Below are 20588 nucleotides of genomic sequence, written 5' to 3'. Positions count from 1 at the left end.
CCGCCGTACAAGTGCCTCGACCGCCGATCGGATCGGCGGGCTGCAGCTTATGTCAAAGGCCATTGTCAGCAATCATGAGAGTGGGAAGACTCTATAGGAGGAAAGCAAGTGGAGTTATCTTGCGTTGGGGTCGGTGCTGGGCCGTCTAATTTGAGCCTTGCGTGTCAGATACACGAGCAAGTTGGGCAAGGGGCACTGTTCCTGGATCGGCAGATCGACTTCCGCTGGCATCCGGGCATCGCGTTCGATTCCTCGGAGCTCCAGGTCAGCCACTTCAAGGATCTGGTCACGCTGGTGAATCCGCGATCAGCCTACACTTTCGTAAACTTCCTGCACGAGAACGGGCGTCTGTATCACTTCCTGAACGCACAGTTCGAAGCCGTGCTCAGAGTTGAGTTCGAGCAATACCTGAACTGGGCCTTCCGCAGGAACCCACTTGTGCGTCGCGGCGAGACGGTGCGCGAAATCCGCTTTGACGGCGCGTTTCGGGTGCGGACCGATAACGCGGTTCTCGGCGCCAGAAACGTCGTGGTCAGCATTGGCAAGCAGGCGCGAATCCCACCTCAGTTTCAGGGCTGGACTGGACGCAACCTTTTCCACTCATCTGTTTTACTGCACATCCATCCTGAGGTGCGGAGAAAGCATGTCTGCGTGGTTGGCGGAGGCCAGTCGGGAGCCGAGGTGATGTTGCACCTTGTCGGCCTGCCGAAAGAACGGCGGCCTGCCTCGATCACTTGGGTCTCGCAGCGTGAGAACTACCTGCCTCTCGACAACAGCCCGTTCACAAACGAGTTGTTCATGCCCTCTTTTTCGGATCGTTTCGCGGCGATGAGCGAGTCGCAGCGCAAGCTGCTCTTGCGGCGTTTCGTGCTTGCCTCGGACGGCATTTCGGAAAGCACGTTGCGCGCGATCTATCAGGCGCTGTACCGCCACGCATTTTTCGAGCCAAACCGATGCGACATCACACTGCGGCCGGGCTGCACCGTCTCGCACTGCATCAACGCCGGCGCGGGTCACAGGCTGACCCTGCAGCACGGCATGGACGAGGTCGAAGAAGTCACGGCTGACATCGTCATCCTGGCCACCGGTTACGAGAACGCGGTGCCAGACTTCTTGGAACCCATCGCGCACCGGCTGGAGCAGATCGACAATGAATTAGCTATTCGCGAGGATTTTTCGGTGAGCTGGGACGGACCGCGTGACAGACGCATCTTCGTACAAAACGCGAGCCTCGGGCAGCGAGGCCTGGCCGATCCGAACCTAAGCCTGCTGGCCTGGCGCGCGCGCCGCATCCTCGATAGCCTTCTTGGGCGCGCGCCATGCGCGAACCCCGAGCATCCTGGCTTCATCAGCCATACCTCGATCGAGAGCTGGCCCGCCCCCGCAGCCGAAGAAATGGGCAGCGGGATATGACTCGTAGACTTTTGATCATCGGCGGTGGCATCCTAGGAATGATGTCCGCCTCCGCTGCGGCGAAGGCCGGAGGCTTCTCCGAAATCATCGTGACCGAACAAGCCCTTGGACCAAGCGGCGCATCGCATTATTCTGGGGGCGTGCATTTCCCCTACGGTTGTCAAGACCGTACCAGGTCGCTCACTCGAAAGAGCGCCGTGGTCTTGGCGGCCATGGCTGGGTCGGCGGTCAGCGGATGGTGCCGGCCTTTAGCGATGCGTGTCGTGGCTGGACCGAGTGAAGCGATTGATCCGGCCCAGTTTACGGAACCCCTGGACCCGGCTGAGCCTGACATAGGCAGTGTCGCGCCGAGCTTCTGCGGACAATATCCGCCGAAGCGGAACGCACTTAGCATCGCCGTCCCACGTGACGTGAGTCCGTCTCCGTGGACCCGCAACTTGACCAGCGCCCGACTGCCCTATTGGGATGTCCGACCAACCAGTCTTTTCAACAGGAGGCTTTTCGCATGTTGACTGATGCACAAAGAGAAAAGTGGCAGAAAGACGGATACGTCAAGCTCGAAAGGTTCTTCGCTCCCGCGGCTCAGAAAGATATCTCTGTTTTTGTCGAAGATGTTTCACGCTGGGATGTCAGCGATGATAAATGGCTCATGTGGTTCGAGAAGACGACGGACAATCGAAAGATCATCTCCAAGATCGAGAATTTTCTCGACTTCCATGATCCATTGCGTCGTTTGCTGTTAGAAGATCAGCGCATAAAATCAGCGGTCGAGGATTTGCTTGGCGAAGATTCGCGCAGGCTCAAGGAGTTGCTGATTTTCCACTACCCCGACAGCGGCGGCTATCGCCCGCATCAGGACATTTATCACATTCCACACAAACTCCCCGACCGGATGGTCCATGCGGTGGTTGCCATAGGCATCGACGACTCCGACCCGGAAAACGGCGGGCTTTTCTTCAGCCCCGGCAACCATAAGAAGGGGGTATTTCCCATGGATGCCGGTGGGGTGATCGATCCTCAAGTCGCCGAAATGTTCTCCTGGGAACCCGTAGTATGGAAGGCTGGCGACATCTTCATCTTCGATGATTACGCACCGCACTACTCACGACCGAACAAAAGCAATCGTTCGCGCCGGACACTCTACTTGGTGTTCCAGCGTGCTTCAACCGGTGGACCGACCCGCGCTGAATATAACGTGCTTAAGCGCGCCCTTAACCCGCCCGAGGGCAAAGTGGCCGATCTCGACAAACTCAAGCCCCCAAATGGCATTTTCTATCGTGATTGAGCTCACGCAGCCAGGCGGAGGCATGCACACGAAACTGATCGACCGCTCAAAAATGCGCGGAGAGTATGGCGTTCTGATTTGCCGGCTCGCGGAGCATCGACCGCAGCCCGTTACGACGCTTCGGCACGTGGATTGTGGAGGTGGTCGCAGGGCGGTCTTCTGTGACGCCTACAGCCCGACTGGGGCCCACCCTCGTCGCCCGCTTGGCGGCCCAGAGCTGCAGTATCCTGGCGGGGGCCGCCAACGGGTCGGGCTACCGTTTCTCTCCACAAGTTCCACGGGGGGCTGTCCCTGTCGCGTTGGCAGCCGAAGATCCCACTGCTTCAACAGCTTAGGTTATCATGCGCAAATACAGGTTTTCTCGAACGGAGCTGTCGCGGGCGTTCGGTATCGAAATGGCCACGCTTGGAACGGGAAGCGCTCGCACGGGGTTTTCATTCGGAAAGGTTGGACCCGGCGTCACATCCGAGCCCCATCGGCACGACGAAATCGAGGCCTTCGTGGTCCTCTCTGGCGCGGGCAACGTCACGACCGACCGTGGGGAAATCTCGGTCGAGGCGGGCGATGTCGTTCTGTTCCACCCTTTTGAAGCGCATGTGCTGCGCAACGATGGGGACGAAGACCTAAATTTCGTCGATGTCTACTGGCGAGACGACGACGCCGCTCATCATGTCGCTGCAAAGGTCACGGCTCCCCGCGGGCCGACCTTCGTCTTCTCCACGCCGCCGACGCCAAATGGCGATCTGCATCTGGGGCATCTTTCTGGCCCCTATTTTGGCGCCGACGTCTACACGCGTTTCCTGCGCATGAAAGGGGTCGAAGCCTATCATCTGACTGGAAGCGATGACAACCAGAGCTACGTCACGACACGCGCCGATGCCGATCAATCGACGCCTGCAAACGTGGCGCGCTACTACGCCGACGAGATTCGCGCCACGCTTGCACTTCTCGATTGTGACGTCCACAGCTTCCAACCCACAATGGGCGATGACGGTTACGGCGAGTTTCAAGCCGCGTGTTTCAGCAGTCTTCTGAGCAGCACGGCGGTAGATCTGCGCCAGAGCCCTGCGCTTTTCGATGCTGTGACAGGCCACTATCTTTACGAGCCGGATGTTAGCGGCCTCTGCCCCGATTGCGGCGGCTCCGCCGGTGGCAACATCTGCGAGGAATGCGGCGCCCCAAACCTTTGCCACGACTTGGGTGCAGCCCGGTCACGGCAGTCTGCCGAGGCGCCGCTGGTCGGCTCCGTCCGCCGCCCGGAACTTGCCTTGGACCGATGCTACGACAATATCGACCGGCATCTAAGGGCGTCGGGCGTCCCGCTACGGATCTTGGATCTCTTCGCGCGCCTACGCCGACGCGGCAACTTTTCAGTGCCCATTACCCACCCCTCGGACTGGGGCCTGCCGGCCGAAGGGTTCCCGGGGCAAGTGATCTGGGTCTGGCCGGAAATGGCCTTCGGTTTTCTTTACAACATTCAGGCGCTCGGCCGCTTGCTGGGTCGCGACTGGAAGGCGGAGATGCCCGGCAACGACTGGCAGATTGTCCATTTCTTCGGCTTCGACAATTCGTTCTACCACGCGCTACTCTACCCCGCTCTTTACGCCGAGGTCTTCTCCCACTGGACGCCACGCATCCGCTATCACGTCAACGAGTTCTACCTGCTCGACGGCAAGAAGTTCTCAACCAGCTGCCGCCATGCGGTCTGGGGCAAGGAGGTTCTGAGCCCAAAGACAGTCGACGTCGCGCGCCTCCATTTGGGCCTGACACGCCCGGAAGGTGAGCGGACGGATTTCACGCTGGACGCGCTGCACCGCACCGAGAACGAGGTGTTCCAAGGGATTTGGCTGAACTGGCTTGATGCGTTGAACCAGGAAATCAAGCAGGATTTTGCCGGCCGTGTACCCGATGCAGGCGACTGGAGCCCGGCCGACCGCGCCTTCTTTGCTCGGATAGAGATCTATCGCGCGGCGATGGAGCGCGCCTATTCGGACGAAGGCTTCTCGGTCCGGCGCGCGGCCGCGCAGGTCTGCGATTTCGTGCGCCATTGCGTGATCTACCGTCGGGCGCAAGACTATGCGGCGGCGCGACGTTTCTATCCCGCCCGCAATCGGACTTCGCTAGCCCTTCAGACGACGGCCGCTGCGATCCTGGCACCGACACTCGCTCCGCTGATGCCCCGATTCGCCAGAACGCTGGCGCGAGGCATCGATGGCGTCTCAACCGAAACATGGCCCCGGTCCGTCCAGCGCCTTGCGCCCGGGACGCGCTTTGATCTCGGACCCGTGTTGGTGTTCTACGCCAAATCCGGCAATCCTCATCTCGATGAGGGGGAAGCACTATGAGCCCAAAGGTGCACCAGTGAGCTATCCCAATCTCGACCAGATCTGCGCGGCAATCAAAGCCGATGATGCCAAATATCTTTACTCGCTGTCACTGGCGACCGAAGCCGCTATCAGACGGTAGAGACCAGATTGGCGGACCTGAACCGACGCATCGTCGACACCCTGGCCCGCGCCTTCGAGGACCGCTCGGCCGATCGCTTCCCAGCCCTTGCTGTTTCGTGCCGCAAATGCCGTGTGGGCTCGACTGCGCTGACCAACCTCTTCGGCATCGCGGGATTTCCGTCCTCCAGCCGGTCAAGACTGTCATGCGGGTCGAGGCGCTTGGTCAACCTGGCGCGCCCTGGATCGTGCGCCGATCACCGGAAATGTCGAATGCGAATGCCTGCCTGATGGTATCTTCGATTCTGTCCGAGCCTGTACTGGCGCGGCAGTCGGCCGAAGAACAACTGAGCTACTGACAATCGGAAGGTAGCAGGTTCAAAATTCTGCCCCAGAAACGGGATATTGCGCACAACCAGCGTTCAGGATCGCGATGGTGCACAAGCTTCCACCAGATCCGCGCAAAGACAGCCCGTCGCCTGAAGATAGTCGGCGAGGGCCGCCAAATCCCTCGCAAGCGTATCCTCCGTCACATCCACGCCGTCTTCGCCGACAATGCAGACGCTTGTCTCGTCGAGAGATAAGTCCAGCCAGGGTGCTCCTTTAGGATTGCGTGTTTGCTCGGGTACGGAGCCGCCCCTCAGTTCCCAATCGAGGAGCGATCCTACAATTCACATATTTGGAGATCGCTCGCTAGGTTACCCGGTTTGTGAACCCTGCAAGCCGAAAATTCAGATGCCGCCCATGCAGAGATATTTCATTTCGAGATAGTCCTCGAGGCCATGGCGGGATCCCTCCCGCCCGATGCCGGACTGTTTTATCCCACCGAACGGCGCCGCTTCTGAAGACATCCGGCCGGTATTTACCCCGACCATTCCATATTCCAAAGCCTCGGCCACACGCCAGATACGCTTCAGGTTGGAGGCATAAAAGTAGGCCGCGAGGCCGTAGATCGTGTCGTTGGCCTCACGCACGACCTGATCCGCATCTTTGAAGCGAATAATCGGTGCCAGCGGCCCGAATGTCTCTTCTTGCGCGACGGTCATCTCGCTGGAGACACCGGCCAGGACTGTCGGTTGGAAAAACGTGCCATTCGTGCCGATGCGTTTGCCCCCGCATCTAATTGCGCCGCCTTTGGCGACGGCATCGGCAATATGGGATTCGATCTTGGCCAAAGCGTGCTTGTCGATGAGCGGTCCGATGTCCACTCCGGGAGCGAAACCGTCACCAACTTGAAGTTGGCGAGCCCGTTGCACGAATTTCTCGACGAACTCGTCGTGAACACCCGACTGGACGTAAAGGCGGTTCGCCGAAACGCAGGTCTGGCCGGCATTGCGGAACTTCGCCTGGATCGCACCGTCAACCGCGGCATCGATATCGGCATCATCGAAGACGATGAAAGGTGCATTGCCGCCGAGCTCAAGGCTGACTTTTTTGATCTGGTCCGAGCACTGGCGCATGAGAAGGCGCCCGATCTCAGTCGACCCGGTGAAGCTGATCTTGCGGACCTTGGGATTGGTACAAAGTTCGCGACCGACCGCGTCACCTTCGGACGCATAGATCAGGTTGACGACGCCTTCGGGAAAGCCAGCCTGATGGGCGAGGGCGAACATTGCTCCCGCCACGAGGGGCGTCTGTTCAGCGGGCTTGAGGATGATCGTGCAGCCCGCCGCCAGGGCTGGCGAGATTTTGCGCGCCACCATCGAGGCCGGGAAATTCCATGGCGTTATCGTGCCAACAACTCCGATGGGCTGCTTGATTACCAGCATTCGGCGGTCCATCGATGGTGCTGAGATCGTCTCGCCATAGACGCGATTGGCCTCCTCGGCGTACCATTGCAGATACGCCGCAGCATGCGATATCTCCGACTTGGCTTCGGCAAGCGGCTTGCCCATCTCCGCGGTGAGAATCGCGGCGAGATCGTCGGCGTGGTCGATGATCAACTGATGCCATCGCCATAGAACGTCGCTGCGCTCACGTGCGGTCAGCCCTGCCCATCCAGGCTGCGCGACATAGGCCTTGTCGATCGCAGCGCATGTCTCCTCGACACCCATGTCGGGTAATTCTGCCAGCACTTCGCCAGTCGACGGGTTGAGGACCTCGAATGTCCGCTCGCTAGTCCGCGTGCCAAGTGCCGGCAGGCGATCAATGGGTCCAAACAGGTCGGGGGATCTCAGGTGACGGATCATCGGCAGGCACAGGGGCAATACCGGATTCCTCCTCAACGCAGCAGGTATATATAGCAGGTGCGGTGTGTACTCCGCGACGTCCGGGTTCCTTATAGGGCCTCGGCCAGACAGCTGGTAGACCACGGTACCCGACTGGAAAGGGAGAATACCTGAATACGCTAGAAGATGCCTCGCGGTTCTACTAGTCGAACGATTGAACAACGGACATCGGCTTCGCCAGCCGCGCGGAGTGGATGCTGGTGGACTGCGCCTACAATCTGCGGACCACGAATCGGCGACTCTATCCACTCGAAGAGAGGCTGGCCTGAGGAGGAGCGCACCCCAAATAATGACGCCTCAACCGGCAAATGCCTGGCAAGGCCCGCGAAAACCGCTCCTCGCGGCTTTAAACAGATCCCGTTTACCGGGCGAGCGCCCGCAAGATGACAAAGAGGATGGAGAGGAACAGGGTGGCGAAGGCGCGCCGAGGGAAGACCGGCCGGCGCATTTGCATGGGGATGGAGCTTATGATCAATTCCCCGCCTGTTGCTGCGGCAAAAGATAGCCTGTGGTCGAATGGTCGAGCACCAGATAACGCGCGGCGACCGCCTTGACCTCGTCGGTGGTGACCTTGCGGACGCGGTCCGGCCTCTCGAGCACGTCCTTCACATTGCCACCGGTGGTGAGCGTCCTGCCATAAATGTTGGCGATGTGGTCCAGCTCGTCGTGCGCAAAAATCACCGAGCGGATATAGCGGTCTTTGGCCTTGTCCAGCTCGTCGCTGGTGACGCCATCCTTGGCGATCCGGGCGACTTCGGCAACGGCCGCCGCTTCGAGATCGACGAGCTTTGCATCGCCGCGCGGCGAGCCGGAGATGGTGAAATTGGTGTCGTCTAGCATGGTGCCCTGGAAGGAGGCGCCGGCCGCCGAGGCTATGCCTTGCTTGACGACAAGCTCCTGATATAGCCGGCTACGGTTACCGCCGCCGAGGATCTCGGCCAGCAGGTCGAGCGCCTCGGCCTCGCCGGGCTCTGCCGTATGATAGGACGGCACCACCCATTGAGTGGAAAAGCTCGGCACCGATACGCGCGCATCGGTCATCGTCACTGTGCGCCTGGTGTTCTGCTCCGGCTCGACCGGGCGGTTGCGCGGGGGCAGGTCCGGCCCGCGCACAACCTTGCCATAGGTTGTCTCGGCCAGCGCCTTCACCGTCTCAGGCTCTACGTCGCCGGCCACCACCAGCACGGCGTTGTTCGGTCGGTAGTATTTGTTGTAGATGGTGAATGCGTCGGTGCCGTTCAGCTTCTCCATCTCTTGCATCCAGCCGATGACCGGAATGCGGTAGGGCTGGTTCTGCCGCAACGTCGCGTTGACCTGCTCGTCCAGCAGAGCATGCGGGTTCGTCTCTCTGCGCCAACGGCGCTCCTCCAGGATCACGTCGCGCTCGGTCTTGATATCATCCTCGTTGAGGATGAGGTTGAACATGCGATCGGCCTCGAAGCCCATCATCTCACCCAACGCCGAGGGCGCCACCGTCTCGAGGAAGGTGGTGTAGTCATAGGCGGTGAAGGCGTTATTGTAGCCGCCGATGGCTGAGACGGCTCGGTCGAACTCGCCGGCGGCGTGGTTGGTCGTCGCCTTGAACATCAGATGCTTGAGGAAATGGGCAAGGCCTGATTTGCCGGGTGGCTCGTCGGCGCTGCCGATCTTGTACCAGACCATATGAGTGACGATCGGCGCGCGGTGATCGGGGATGACCACCACTTCCATGCCGTTGTCGAGCAGGAAATCCGTCACCTTGCCGCCGGCGGTGGCGGCCAGAGCCGGAGCGGTCGTCACCAGGGCCAGCGCGGTGGCAATGAACGCGTTGCGCAGCCAGGCGGACGATCGATGGCTCCGGTTGTGGTGGCTGGTCGAAAGGCAAGGTTCGAGGCAAAGTGATTTGTTCCTCCTTTTGATGAAGGCGCCGCGTCCCCGTCTCCCCGCGTGGGAGGATCGGCGGGCAGCGCCGAGCCAGATGAATAAGCTCTTCATGGGGCCAGGCCTTACTCGAGCCTCATCTTTGGATGGACCCAGGAGACCTGCGGCGGTATTTGTTGGTGAGGTGATCATGGGACGGATTCTCCTTGGTCCGCGACGCCTTGCGGATGACCAAGCATGCACCGTGCCAGATCAGAAAACCGTTCGAGGCAGTAGACAAAATCGGCTCTGCCATGTTGCGCATCCGACATTGTCGGACATCGGACAGGGCCGAACGCGACGCGCGCGCGGCTGAGAATATCTTCTTCGTTCGGAAGACGATTGGGCGCGCTGCCGGGGAGGGGTATAGGATGCGCTTCGAATGGCCGCTGCACTGACGGTGAGAATGGAGATGTTGGTCGCCCCAGCGGAACCCTGTCCTCGACAGCCAGACCGGGTCGATGCTGAAGGGCAGAGGCGTGAGCAGCCCAGCCAACTCGAGCGCGGAGCCTGCTCGCGCGCTAGGACGGATCTGATTCAAAAATCGGCGAGTTGGGCGATATCCGCGAGGCGTTGGAAAACGAAGATCGTAGGACTCGGGCGGGAAACGATGCGGTTGCGCGCTTCTGGCGTAATGCGCCTGCCGCGAGGCCGTCCTGATGAGTTGCTGCGGGAAAGAGGAGTGTTTGCGCGGGACCTTGGTTAAACGTGAGAAACAACCGTCGAGCTCGCCGTGGATGGGGGGCATGCAGGCAGGTTTGTCGCTGGAGGACAGCAGCACGGAAGCTGTCCGCGCTTGCCGTCGTCGCTGGGTACCAAACAGGAGAATTTGGCGGTCGCGATCGAATTCATCTGCGTAAATACCGCCTGGCTGTGCTCGGTTTGCCGGCGAACAGATTTTGCCTTCTTTGCGGCTGCAAACGCATCCCTGGCGGCGTGGTCCCTAAGGTCAAGAGCATCGGGTGAGTAACAGCCTGATCCTGCTCAATCTGATGCGCGCCAACCGCCTCGCCGGATTGTGGAACCGCTCGCGGGTAGCTTCTACCACAAACAGCAAGGTCATGAAATCAAGTAGGAAGTGGTCGATCGCTTGGGCGATTGTTTGGCATCGATCAACCCCTCGACCCTCTTGAAACAATCCAATTCGAAACTCCTTCAAGCGCTTGCCAAGCCGTTATGCACGAAGGTAGCTCCGTGAACTACCCGGCCTTTGACCTCGCGGCACGAGCAGCGGTCGGCCTTACGTCCCGTGCCTCCAAGCACCGGCCATAGACGTGGCGCTGAGGAGCGTTGGAAGGATCGGGCGCTTCCGGCCATGCTCGAGCGGTAGTGTAGGACAGTGCTTGCTGGCGACTACGGCCAAAATGGAGTGCGCCAGCTGATCGGGGCTTAACAATTTTTCGCTTTTTGCTGCGCCCAAGTCTCGGCTATGAGTCGGGCAGGCCTTATGGCCTGCCCACGTTGCAATTGTTAAGGAGGAACACGTATATGCCGACTGGAACGGTAAAGTGGTTCAACAGCACCAAGGGGTTTGGATTTATCCAGCCCGACAATGGCGGTCCGGATGTTTTCGTCCACATTTCCGCTGTTGAACGCGCGGGCCTCTCGACCCTCGCTGACGGCCAGAAGATCAACTATGAGATCGAGCAGGATCGCCGCACTGGCAAATCCTCCGCTGGCAGCCTCAGCAAAGCTGGTTGAAATTTTCTCCTGCGTCCTGGCAAGAGTGAGCGCATAGGTCCAGAGGTCCTCACGGCCGCTCGATAGGAGCGAGATCGCGAATTCCTCATGAAACAAAGTTTTTTGAAAGAAGGCGGGGTTGGCCCCGCCTTTTTATATGACGCGCAGATTAAGCCGGTGGCTGCAACGCTCCAGAACGAATCTCGATTGCCGAAATCAAGCCGCGACCTTCTTGCGGGTTCGCTTCGTCGGCGCCGGCGCTTCCGGCGCTTTCGGTTTGCGGCCGAGCCCCATTGTCTTGGCCAATGACGAGCGCGCCGCGGCGTAGTTCGGCGCGACCATGGGATAATCCGCCGGTAGGCCCCATTTGGCCCGATATCCATCCGGCGTCAGCCCATAGTGGGTCGACAGATGGCGCTTTAGCGATTTGAATTTCTTCCCGTCTTCAAGGGAGATGATGTAGTCCGGTGTCACCGACTTCCTGATCGGGACTGCAGGCATAAGGGCAACCGGCTCTTTTGCAGAGACACGTTCCGCCGTCCCTTTCAGAGCCGCGTGCACTTGGCCGATGAGGGCAGGGAGATCCCCCACCGGGATCGGATTGTTGGAGACATAGGCTGAGACGACATCGGCCGTGAGCTCGATGAGGGTGTCGGTGTTTTTTTCGGCTTCTTCTGTCATGAAACTCTCCAGGCGGCGTGAAACACAGTCGGCGAAGCGTCGCTTCATAGTGGCGGTCGCCGCTGAAAGCAACCAAGTCTCGACAGGATTATTGCGATGCTCGTCCAGCAGCGAGATCTATAGCGCGGTATCGCGCCGTCATGACCGTTGATGCGTTCCGTTGTTGGCGACCTGCCGCGGTGCTTGCGCATTTTCAGGCGCGTCTCGGCAGTAAGCTTTGCGCCAGACGACCAGTAATCTCGAAACGAAGCGGGCTGTTTCTGTTCGCCATCCTCTCTTTGGCTGTGAAGTCGGTGGCAGAGCAGTGGCCGCTTCCTGGTGGCGCGTGGAGGAACTATCAAGCGTTGATTCGCAATGGTCGAAACGATGTAGATTCATCCGGTGAGCCGCTCTCGCAGCAGGATGTTAGGGATTGGCCCGCTGGTAAACCGAGGACATCACGCCGCTGCTTTGCTATTGAACCGCTATCGCTGTGACAACACATTCCGCAATGGTGGGCGGGTGTAGAGGAGGCGCCTGTTCACGCAAAATAGCGGTTCAGCAGGTCGGGAGGAACGAATGAGCTCAGGAACTTTCAGCAGCCACTTTCGTAAGGCGTGCAGCGCACATCGTGCAAGAGATTGCCCGTCCTGCGGATGCTATCGATTTTCTCAACGAATGGCCAGAAGATCGCAGAGACCGATCCACGAAGCCGCCCTCAGGGCGTGCTTTGATGCATACAACGGACGAAAACCTGCGAGCGCAGCGCGCAAGAGTTTTTTCCGCTTTGCGAAACAGGTCGTCATATTGGAAGATGCAACCTCCGCGATGCAGCTCGCTGCCTGCATGTCGGACAGTGGAAAAGCGCAAGTATAGGCGTCGCAGTCGTGTGCGAGGCTGAGATTTCGCCGGCATCTGGAGCGTACTATAGCGAACAAACAATATTTTGCGCGCTATGGCGATGTTAATCATCTTGTTGTATTTGTAAATCAGCTTCTCGCGACAGGACTGCAACGCTTCCGGTGTGGAAATCACTGGGTAGGACTTGGTTCTCTCAAATTCATGACGGTAAATTGCCCTGTTATTATCGCAAAGCAGTTGTCCCATTGAAGCTGATAAACGAGGCCAAAATTGTGCTCCGTCGTCTGCCAATATTCGCTCGATGGAGGCTATAGGCGTCACAAGCCAATCAAAACAGCTACTCGGGCGCCCTTTGAAATTCGTTTAATTTCGCTCACCCCAAACGGCCCTCCACAGTCGAAAATAAGATTGTCCCGCAAAAGGTGCTAGAAGACGCGATCGCGGATCGATTTGGGCCAACGTCGATCTGGCGAAGGCACGCCGGAAATCGAGCAGGACCTGCAGCGGAACAGATAACCCGAACCGAAATCTGACACGGCGGCGGACCCGATTTCTTCTTGGTCGAAGGCGCAGAGAACCGGAGCACGGCTCCGGCGCCGAAGGTTGCCGAGCAGGGATCCTCCTCCTCCTCCTCCTCCCTGAAGTCCAATCGAGAAGAGCGATCACTTCCAAGAGGGTCCAAGCTCTGCCGCAAAAACAGGTGTCAGACCACCCGGTCCTCTCCCGCAACTGATCTAGCGCAGGGCGTTCATGAGCCGCATATCCCAGAGTGGCTGCGTGCACGACGCAGCGAGATCATTTATGAAAATCCTATTCAGTACGATGGCTGTCCCCTTGCTGACAGCCACCGCCTTTGCTGCGGATTCGATCCCCGCAGACCTCAGAGAAACGGCAATGGCTACTTTCAAGGCTTTGCCACCCACCACGCCGGCAGTCGCCAACAACCCGATCACCCCGGAAAAGATCGCTCTCGGCAAGGCACTGTTCTTCGATCCACGCGTCTCTGCGTCAGGCGTCTTGTCGTGCAACTCGTGCCACAACCTGGCCACCGGCGGCGACGACAATCACGAAACCTCGATCGGCCATGGTTGGCAGAAGGGACCGCGCAACGCGCCGACTGTACTGAACGCTGTCTTCAACATCGCCCAGTTCTGGGACGGTCGTGCCGAAGACCTGAAGGCTCAGGCGAAGGGACCGGTCCAAGCCGGCGTCGAAATGGCCAATACACCGGGTCAAGTCATCGCCACCCTCAAGTCGATGCCGCAATATGTCGATTGGTTCGATGCAGCTTTTCCGGCTGAAGCCGATCGGGTCACCTTCGACAACCTCGCCAAGGCAATCGAAGCCTTCGAGGCGACACTGGTCACGCCGGCCCCCTTCGACAGCTTCCTGAATGGCGATGACGCCGCCATGACTTCCGAACAGAAACAGGGCCTGGCGCTTTTCATGGACAAAGGCTGCTCGTCCTGCCATGGCGGTATCAACGTTGGTGGGGAAGCCTATTACCCATTCGGCCTCGTGGAACAGCCCAGCGCCGAGGTCCTGCCGGAAAAAGACAAGGGCCGATTTGCGGTCACCAATGCAGCCGACGATTCCTATGTTTTCCGCGTGGCGCCGCTGCGCAACGTTGCACTCACCGCGCCATACTTTCATTCGGGCAAGGTTTGGGATCTGAAACAGGCCGTTGCCATCATGGGAACCACCCAGCTTGGCGTGGTACTGGCGGACGAAGAAGTCGACCTGCTTGTTGCCTTCCTCAACTCGCTGACCGGAAAGGCACCCGAGGTCGCCTATCCCATCTTACCCGCCGAAACGGCGACAACACCCCGGCCTATAACGCAGATCTTAGGAAAATAAACGGCCAGCTGACTGCGGAACATCGCAATTGACAATGATTGCGACTTTTACTGGACGAGACGAGTCGCGACGTCCATGAGAACGCAAATGGCTCGTATCCAAAGTGCAGACACTGCTTCCGTCACCAGCTCGTTGCGATGGAATCATGTTTGGGATCTGGCGTGCGACATGCCAAGGAAGGCGTCTGACGCATGGGGCTCGCGCGCTGTCGATACCGCGCGGCGGCCGGCCATCGCGCTGGCGGCCGAATTGCCGCGCGCCGAAGTGATCGGCCCCCTTAGGGCGAAGGGGCAGCCACTCCGTCCTCCATGTCCAGCGATTCTTCGACTGCTTCCGGATTCCGGGCGATGGTCCAAAGGAGAGTATTCGCCGCTGCATCCGGTTTCGAGCGACCTTGCTCCCAGTTTCGAAGCGTTGCCAGATCGAGGCCATACCTCACGGAGAATGCCTCCTGAGAGAGTTTCGTGCGATCCCGGACTTCGCGAACACTTATCGGCCGCGGCGCATGAACCTTCGCGATCACGCCTGCGGACGACAGTTCATTCTTCAGTGCCAATAGGTCGTCGACGCAAGGAACCGTCACGAACGCCTTGCCGTGATCGACCATCTCCGTGAGTATCGCGTGGGCCGTCCTGAGCGGCAGCTGTCTCTTAACGAGAATCCGGGCGGCCTCAGGAGTATTCGCGCCGTGAAGAAAACTGAGGCTCAGACGGACGGGAGAGCCTGACGACACCGGGGCGACGTCCCGGGTTCGCACCCGTTGTCCGTACCGCTCCATGAATTTCGATGTAGTCGACATTAAGCTTCTCCGCGATCACTCGACCGAGCTTGCGCAATTTGGACCATCCCCACTGGAGGCATCGCGATAAAAGTACGCCAAACAACGCTAAGGAAGAACAGGCAGTGATCTGATTTCGTTCGACGCTCGTTTTCGAGAGCCGTTCTGGGTCGTTCGCAATCAACTGTGTAGGCCAGCGGAGCGAGCAAGGAGCGCCAGATCCGGACAGGGCTGAGTGGGGTGTTTCTCCGAAAGATGGGGCCATGCCCTAAGGAACACGAGATGTAGTGGACTCGTCGATTCGCGCGGTTTCGATTCGCGCACCCGGGCACAACGCTTGGATAAGTCCCATCAAATGCTCTCCGGTGGCCGTCATCTGTTTAGCTGACATTGGGCCGAGGGCTTCCAGCACGAGCCACATGGCGCGGGTATCGACCGTGACCATGGTGCGCCGCCCCTGCCGCCAGTTCCAGCGGCGGCACGTGACACCGGCATCATCGCACCAGATGACTTCGCCCGGTTCAGGATGCTCGGTTACCATTTCACCTTGCTGGATCGTGTCGAATGGCTCCGCTCCTTTCGCAATTAAAAGTCTCGGGACCCCCTGGTAGAGATCGAGATCCTCCCCGCCAATCGGAACGCCATACAACACGCTGACGGCATTGTAGGCATCAACCAGTGGGGAAATCCGCGGGAGAGAGCCATCTTTCCGCACCCGCTTGAGAAGCGCGGCGGCCGAGCACGGCGTCCGATTGGCCTTTGTGCCGAAAGCCTCGTAGGCAACGGCCCACGCCGCAAGATGCGCGTCCCTTTGGGCGTCGTCGCGAAGCGCCGCCTGTTCCGCCGCCGCAATCGTGTCGTTCAACGCCTGTGCATCCGGCACGGCGATTTCAGCGTTCCGCACCGCAATGCTGATCAGATGAAAATCCGGGTAGCGGGCCTTGATCTCGGGGTCAATCAATGGCGTGAAAGACATGGGATGCTCTTTTCTCATCTCTTTTCTCATGGGGAGGCTTTGCGCTGCGGGTCGTTCGGGAAATGTTTGAAGAAAGGTGCTTGTCGAGCGTCCAGATCTTCTGGCATCGGCATAGTGCATGCCGCACCATGCGCTGGATAATTCCATCATTCGGCCGTGGACAAGGCCTGGTAGAGATCGTCGATTATGTCTTGCGGGTGCTCGAGCCCGCTCGGCCGGCAATAAGCTGCGCCTCCGCTAGCTCCTCCATTTCATAGGAGGCAGCAGGCGCGATATGGATGTGAAGCAGCTTTCCTTGCCAGGTCATGCATCGCTCTCGGAAATTTGTCTCGCACGAAAATCTGCCGCCAAACTGGCCTGATCAACAGCACCAGTTGCATGGCGTATTCCCAGTCCAGTTGGCTTTGCAACGAAATGCGGTTCAGCCCAAGGGTCGGTTTCCTCGCCAGCACGCCACGTCCCCGCCGTTTTAGCCACCGTGTCCCGGCAACGCGTCTTGCACCTGCTTGACAACCGCTCGCAGGATCTCAACGCCCTTCTCGATCTGCCGAATGCTCAAGGCGGCATAGCCCATGACAAGCCCGACGCGATCGATGTGGCCTTCGTCCGATTGCCGCTCGTAAAGGGGCGAGATCAGGTGCAGCCCCAGGCCCGCCCCTCGGGCGGCTTCGACCAGGGTCGTTTCCTGCGACCGCGGCAGGTCGTTGAACCAAACGGCGACGTGCAGTCCGGCATCTGCTCCCTGGACAGCGATGCGATCTCCGAAGCTGCGCCGCAAGGCGCCCAACAACGTCTCCCGACGCTCGCCGTTCAGCCTGCGCACACGCCGCACATGGCTTTCGTAGCCGCCACTCTCGATCAAACAGGCCAGAGCCTCCTGTTCAGCCACCGGCGAATGCCGGTCCGCGAATTGTTTGGCGGTAGCGAAGACCTCCTGCAATTCCGTCGGGACGACGAGATAGCCGATACGCAGCATCGGCGAGAGCGTTTTGGAGATCGTGCCGAGGTAGATGACAGCCCCGTGGTCCTCGAGACTGTGCAGCGGAGGGACCGGATTGATATCGTAGCGATATTCGCTGTCGTAGTCGTCCTCGATCACATAGGCGTTGTTGTGCCGCGCCCATTCCAGAAGCTGATGGCGGCGCGCGATCGGCATGACGCCGCCCAGCGGAAACTGATGCGATGGCGTGACATAGGCCAGTCGTGCCCCGATCCCCGCCAGCAACTCCGTCTTCATCCCGTCCTCGTCGACGGTGACCGGAACGGGCGAGGCACCCGTACTGGCAAAGACCTGACGCGCCATCCTGTAGCACGGGTCCTCGATGACGAAGCGGTCGGCACGATCGAGAAGCAGGCGAGCGCACAGATCTAGGCCCTGCTGCGAACCGTTGACGATGATGATCTGCTCGAGGTCGCAGCTCAGGGTTCGGGCGCGCCAGAGATAGCCCTGGAGCGCCTGGCGCAGCCGGCGCGAGCCGCGAGGATCGTCATAGGCAAGACGCAACGGGCGCTGCCCCATCGCCTCGTTCATCGCACGTTTCCAGACCAATGCGGGGAAGTCTGACGGCGCCAGGTCGCCATAGCGGAAATCGACCTTCAGTCCAGTCGGCAGATAATCCGGCCAGGGCGGCGTGACGCGCAGTCGTTCGCCATAGGCGGACAGATGAACCGGGCCGACTCGTTTCGCGACAGTGCGGCTCGTCTCAGGACCGATCAGCGAGGATGCAACGCGAGGTCGTGCGCCTTGACGGACTTCGATGAAACCTTCCGCGGTCAGTTGCTCATAGGCGACCGTCACCGTCGTTCGCGAAACCCCAAGGTTATTTGCGAGGCCTCGGGAGGACGGCAGCTGACTACCGGTTTCATAGACGCCGCCGAGGATTTGCTCGCGAAGAGCCTCGTAGATCTGGCGTGCACCCATCGCGTGCGTGCGACCTGCAGAACCGGCACTTGAAGACTGGACCATTTCATTCATCGCCAACTGGATATTTCACATTGGCCAGTTTGCCGTCAATCTTTCGGAAACCCAAGCAAGATCTTAGAGGCCGAATGACCCGCTCCTATCAATCGGAAACCGATGCTCTCACGCGGTCGCTCAACGACACCGGTCCCGGATTCGCCACTCGGGCGATCCATCATGGCTACGATCCCGCCGGCTTTTCCAATGCCGTTCAGCCGCCAGTCTTCTTGACCTCGACCTATGGATTCGAAAGCGTGGCAGCGAACGAGGCCGGCGCCGCGCTTGGCGGAAGGCTCTATGCGCGCGAATACAATCCGACGACGGAGATCCTCGAGCAACGGCTCGCCAATCTGGAAGGAGCCGAGGCAGGTCTGGTCGTTGCCTCGGGGATGGCGGCTTTCGGGACGCTGATCCTGTCGCTCCTGTCCCAAGGCGATGAACTCATCGTCCACAGGACGCTTTATGCGAACACGCTTGCCATGGTCGAACAGGCGGTCCCCCGCTTCGGCATCAAGGTCGTCGCCGTCGACCTGTCCGATCCTCACAATCTCGATGCCGCGATCACCGAGCGGACCCGGCTTGTTTTCTTCGAGACGCCGGTGAATCCGCTGAGCCGCATCCTCGACATCGCTGCCATTGCCGAGCGCGCCCACGCGCGCGGTGTAAAGATTGCAGTCGACAGCACCTTCGCCTCCCCCGCGCTCCAGCGGCCGCTCGAACATGGGGCAGACCTCGTGCTCCACTCGCTGACCAAATACATCAATGGGCACGGCGATGCCCTTGGCGGGGCGATTCTCGGCGACGCGCAAACGCTCCGCACGCTGCACGAAACGGGCCTGCGCTACATCACCGGCGCAGCGCTCTCGCCCATGTCAGCCTTCCTGATCCTGCGCGGTCTGAAGACGCTCACGCTGCGCATGGAACGGCACAGCGCCACTGCCCTTGCGGTGGCTCAGGCGCTCGAGGCGCACCCGGCGGTGGCATGGGTGAGTTATCCCTTCCTCGACTCGCACCCTGATCAGGTGACGGCGCAAAAGCAGATGTCCCAAGGGTCGGGCATGTTGGCCTTTGGCCTCCACGCTGGGTTTGAGGGCGCGCGGCGGATGATGGACCGGCTCAACCTGATCACCCGGGCTGTCAGCCTCGGCGATGCCGACAGCCTCATCTATCATCCGGCAAGCCTGACCCGTGCTCGTCAGCCGATCCGCAAGGATGCGCATCTGGCCGATGGAGTCGGCGAGGACCTCATGCGTCTCTCGGTGGGTCTTGAAGACGTCGATGACCTAATCGCCGACCTGCGGCGGGCTCTGGACGCCTTGTGATGACCTGTCGTCCGGCCAGTCCTGCGCTCACGCACAAACCTGGAGCCTTGCCATGGCATTCCTGAGCGGTCTTTCCGCGTTTCCCATCACGCCCGCCGATCGTGACGGCCGCGTCGATACCGTTGCTCTGCGCAGGCTGATTACTCGGCTTGGCGCCGCTCAGGTCGACTCCATCGGTCTTCTCGGCAGCACCGGCACCTACATGTATCTGACGCGCGAGGAACGGCGACGGGCGCTCGCCGAGACCTTGGACGAAACCGGGGGACAAATGCCGGTCGTGGTGGGTGTGGGCGCGCTGCGCACCGACGAAGCAGTGAGGCTCGCGCAGGACGCTAAAGCCATTGGGGCTGCCGCGGGGTTGCTTGCCGCCGCCTCTTACACCCCGCTCACTGATGACGAGGTGTTCGAACATTTCTCCACGGTGGCGCGCGAAAGTGGCCTTCCGATCGTCATCTACGACAATCCAGGAACGACGCATTTCCGTTTCACCCCAGCACTCGTCAGCCGCCTGGCAAAGGTGCGGGGGATCGTCGCTATCAAGAATCCGACAGACAAGGGCGATGCGATCAAGAGCCATCTGGCCGACCAGAGGCGCACTGTGCCGGAAGGGTTCTCGATCGGCTACAGCGGCGACTGGAACGCCGCAGAGGCCATGATCGCCGGCGCCGACACATGGTACAGCGTCCTCGCCGGCATCCTGCCCGAGGTCTGCGTGAAGATCGTCACGGCGGCGCAACAGGGCGATGCGGCCGAAGCGCGACGGATCGATGCCACGCTTGCGCCGCTCTGGAGCCTCTTCAAGGAGTTCTCGAGCCTTCGCGTCGTCTATGCACTTGCCGAATTGCTCGAGATTTGCCGTGCCGACCCCCCGCGTCCCATCCTGCCTCTGCCCTCAGCAGCGAAGCGCCAGATCGCCGCCGCGTTGGAACGCTTGCCATCGGATGTCAACCGGTGAATAGCGAACCCGGCGGCCAGTGAAAGGAACTATCATGTATGTACCCGCGCATTTCGATGAACCGAGCCGAGAAGTCCTCTACGAACTGATCGAGAACAGTGCACTTGGCATGCTGATAACCCATGGCCGGAGCGGTCTCGACGCCAATCACATCCCCTTCGAACTCGACACGTCACAGGGAGAAAACGGTACCCTTTACTCCTGCGCGATTAATACACGTGCCGAAGGAAAGTGCACATTCTCACTCGAGTGACTTATTTCAAAGGATGT

15 protein-coding genes and 1 pseudogene are annotated in these 20588 nt (G+C 59.9%); 9 read left to right on the top strand and 7 right to left on the bottom strand.

The genetic code is table 11. From position 1 onward, the window contains the following. Window positions 1–108 precede the first annotated feature (108 nt). The 3 genes from NKI01_RS23465 (at window position 109) to NKI01_RS23455 (ending at window position 5043) form a co-directional block, all read left to right on the top strand. On the top strand, window positions 109–1413 hold the full coding sequence (locus NKI01_RS23465; protein ID WP_352964773.1) for a lysine N(6)-hydroxylase/L-ornithine N(5)-oxygenase family protein: 1305 nt from the start codon (window positions 109–111) through the stop codon (window positions 1411–1413). Between the two features lie 505 nt (window positions 1414–1918). Next, window positions 1919–2698, top strand: a complete 780-nt coding sequence (locus NKI01_RS23460; RefSeq protein WP_352964771.1) for a phytanoyl-CoA dioxygenase family protein — start codon at window positions 1919–1921, stop codon at window positions 2696–2698. 341 nt (window positions 2699–3039) lie between these two features. Further along, window positions 3040–5043 (top strand): class I tRNA ligase family protein, encoded by a 2004-nt coding sequence (locus NKI01_RS23455; RefSeq protein WP_352964768.1) that lies wholly within the window; start codon window positions 3040–3042, stop codon window positions 5041–5043. 830 nt (window positions 5044–5873) lie between these two features. Here NKI01_RS23455 and NKI01_RS23450 read toward each other — a convergent pair. Both NKI01_RS23450 and NKI01_RS23445 read right to left on the bottom strand, forming a co-directional pair. Further along, window positions 5874–7331 carry an NAD-dependent succinate-semialdehyde dehydrogenase gene (locus NKI01_RS23450; RefSeq protein WP_502899459.1) on the bottom strand — a complete coding sequence of 486 codons (1458 nt, stop codon included), beginning with the start codon at window positions 7329–7331 and terminating at the stop codon, window positions 5874–5876. A 510-nt stretch (window positions 7332–7841) separates the two neighbouring features. After that, window positions 7842–9344 (bottom strand): M16 family metallopeptidase, encoded by a 1503-nt coding sequence (locus tag NKI01_RS23445; RefSeq protein ID WP_352964766.1) that lies wholly within the window; start codon window positions 9342–9344, stop codon window positions 7842–7844. 1413 nt (window positions 9345–10757) lie between these two features. Here NKI01_RS23445 and NKI01_RS23440 point away from each other — a divergent pair. After that, window positions 10758–10970 carry a cold-shock protein gene (locus NKI01_RS23440; protein WP_023679670.1) on the top strand — a complete coding sequence of 71 codons (213 nt, stop codon included), beginning with the start codon at window positions 10758–10760 and terminating at the stop codon, window positions 10968–10970. A gap of 195 nt (window positions 10971–11165) precedes the next feature. Here the strand turns inward: NKI01_RS23440 and NKI01_RS23435 are convergent, their stop codons facing one another. Then, the gene (locus NKI01_RS23435; RefSeq protein WP_352964764.1) at window positions 11166–11630 is read right to left on the bottom strand and encodes a Ros/MucR family transcriptional regulator; all 465 of its coding nucleotides are present in this window, start codon (window positions 11628–11630) and stop codon (window positions 11166–11168) included. Between the two features lie 558 nt (window positions 11631–12188). Between NKI01_RS23435 and NKI01_RS23430 the strand changes: the two genes are divergently transcribed. Next, window positions 12189–12485: a DUF982 domain-containing protein gene (locus tag NKI01_RS23430; protein ID WP_352964761.1), complete on the top strand. Its 297-nt coding sequence runs from the start codon at window positions 12189–12191 to the stop codon at window positions 12483–12485. Window positions 12486–13271: 786 nt separating this feature from the next. After that, window positions 13272–14327: a cytochrome-c peroxidase gene (locus tag NKI01_RS23425; RefSeq protein WP_352964784.1), complete on the top strand. Its 1056-nt coding sequence runs from the start codon at window positions 13272–13274 to the stop codon at window positions 14325–14327. A gap of 277 nt (window positions 14328–14604) precedes the next feature. Here the strand turns inward: NKI01_RS23425 and NKI01_RS23420 are convergent, their stop codons facing one another. From NKI01_RS23420 to pdxR, 4 genes and pseudogenes are all read right to left on the bottom strand, one after another. Continuing rightward, complete coding sequence (locus NKI01_RS23420) at window positions 14605–15126, bottom strand: helix-turn-helix domain-containing protein (RefSeq protein WP_352964759.1); 522 nt, start codon at window positions 15124–15126, stop codon at window positions 14605–14607. A gap of 247 nt (window positions 15127–15373) precedes the next feature. After that, window positions 15374–16099 (bottom strand): B3/B4 domain-containing protein, encoded by a 726-nt coding sequence (locus NKI01_RS23415; RefSeq protein ID WP_352964756.1) that lies wholly within the window; start codon window positions 16097–16099, stop codon window positions 15374–15376. Window positions 16100–16292: 193 nt separating this feature from the next. Continuing rightward, a pseudogene (locus tag NKI01_RS23410) lies at window positions 16293–16388 on the bottom strand (MOSC domain-containing protein); the annotation flags it as partial. Window positions 16389–16550: 162 nt separating this feature from the next. Next, on the bottom strand, window positions 16551–18056 hold the full coding sequence (gene pdxR, locus NKI01_RS23405) for a MocR-like pyridoxine biosynthesis transcription factor PdxR (RefSeq protein WP_352964781.1): 1506 nt from the start codon (window positions 18054–18056) through the stop codon (window positions 16551–16553). 74 nt (window positions 18057–18130) lie between these two features. Between pdxR and NKI01_RS23400 the strand changes: the two genes are divergently transcribed. The 3 genes from NKI01_RS23400 to NKI01_RS23390 are packed head-to-tail and all read left to right on the top strand — an operon-like array spanning window position 18131 to window position 20571. Next, window positions 18131–19363: a trans-sulfuration enzyme family protein gene (locus NKI01_RS23400; RefSeq protein ID WP_352964754.1), complete on the top strand. Its 1233-nt coding sequence runs from the start codon at window positions 18131–18133 to the stop codon at window positions 19361–19363. Window positions 19364–19415: 52 nt separating this feature from the next. Beyond that, on the top strand, window positions 19416–20318 hold the full coding sequence (locus NKI01_RS23395) for a dihydrodipicolinate synthase family protein (RefSeq protein ID WP_352964751.1): 903 nt from the start codon (window positions 19416–19418) through the stop codon (window positions 20316–20318). Between the two features lie 34 nt (window positions 20319–20352). After that, window positions 20353–20571, top strand: a complete 219-nt coding sequence (locus tag NKI01_RS23390) for an FMN-binding negative transcriptional regulator (protein WP_352517525.1) — start codon at window positions 20353–20355, stop codon at window positions 20569–20571. Window positions 20572–20588: the final 17 nt, after the last annotated feature.

The organism is Mesorhizobium sp. M0815, from assembly GCF_040319995.1.
Classification (GTDB): domain Bacteria; phylum Pseudomonadota; class Alphaproteobacteria; order Rhizobiales; family Rhizobiaceae; genus Mesorhizobium.
The sequence above is the reverse complement of the archived record's forward strand: the minus strand, read 5'-3'. Positions and strand labels throughout refer to the sequence as shown.

Bases quoted from the DNA above. Each gene is read 5' to 3' on its own strand.
- NKI01_RS23425 (WP_352964784.1), top strand. From the start codon at position 13,272: ATGAAAATCCTATTCAGTACGATGGCTGTCCCCTTGCTGACAGCCACC.
- NKI01_RS23430 (WP_352964761.1), top strand. From the start codon at position 12,189: ATGAGCTCAGGAACTTTCAGCAGCCACTTTCGTAAGGCGTGCAGCGCA.
- NKI01_RS23440 (WP_023679670.1), top strand. From the start codon at position 10,758: ATGCCGACTGGAACGGTAAAGTGGTTCAACAGCACCAAGGGGTTTGGA.
- NKI01_RS23420 (WP_352964759.1), bottom strand. From the start codon at position 15,126: ATGTCGACTACATCGAAATTCATGGAGCGGTACGGACAACGGGTGCGA.
- NKI01_RS23455 (WP_352964768.1), top strand. From the start codon at position 3,040: ATGCGCAAATACAGGTTTTCTCGAACGGAGCTGTCGCGGGCGTTCGGT.
- NKI01_RS23435 (WP_352964764.1), bottom strand. From the start codon at position 11,630: ATGACAGAAGAAGCCGAAAAAAACACCGACACCCTCATCGAGCTCACG.
- NKI01_RS23395 (WP_352964751.1), top strand. From the start codon at position 19,416: ATGGCATTCCTGAGCGGTCTTTCCGCGTTTCCCATCACGCCCGCCGAT.
- NKI01_RS23390 (WP_352517525.1), top strand. From the start codon at position 20,353: ATGTATGTACCCGCGCATTTCGATGAACCGAGCCGAGAAGTCCTCTAC.
- pdxR (WP_352964781.1), bottom strand. From the start codon at position 18,056: ATGAATGAAATGGTCCAGTCTTCAAGTGCCGGTTCTGCAGGTCGCACG.
- NKI01_RS23460 (WP_352964771.1), top strand. From the start codon at position 1,919: ATGTTGACTGATGCACAAAGAGAAAAGTGGCAGAAAGACGGATACGTC.
- NKI01_RS23415 (WP_352964756.1), bottom strand. From the start codon at position 16,099: ATGAGAAAAGAGCATCCCATGTCTTTCACGCCATTGATTGACCCCGAG.
- NKI01_RS23400 (WP_352964754.1), top strand. From the start codon at position 18,131: ATGACCCGCTCCTATCAATCGGAAACCGATGCTCTCACGCGGTCGCTC.
- NKI01_RS23450 (WP_502899459.1), bottom strand. From the start codon at position 7,331: ATGATCCGTCACCTGAGATCCCCCGACCTGTTTGGACCCATTGATCGC.
- NKI01_RS23445 (WP_352964766.1), bottom strand. From the start codon at position 9,344: ATGAAGAGCTTATTCATCTGGCTCGGCGCTGCCCGCCGATCCTCCCAC.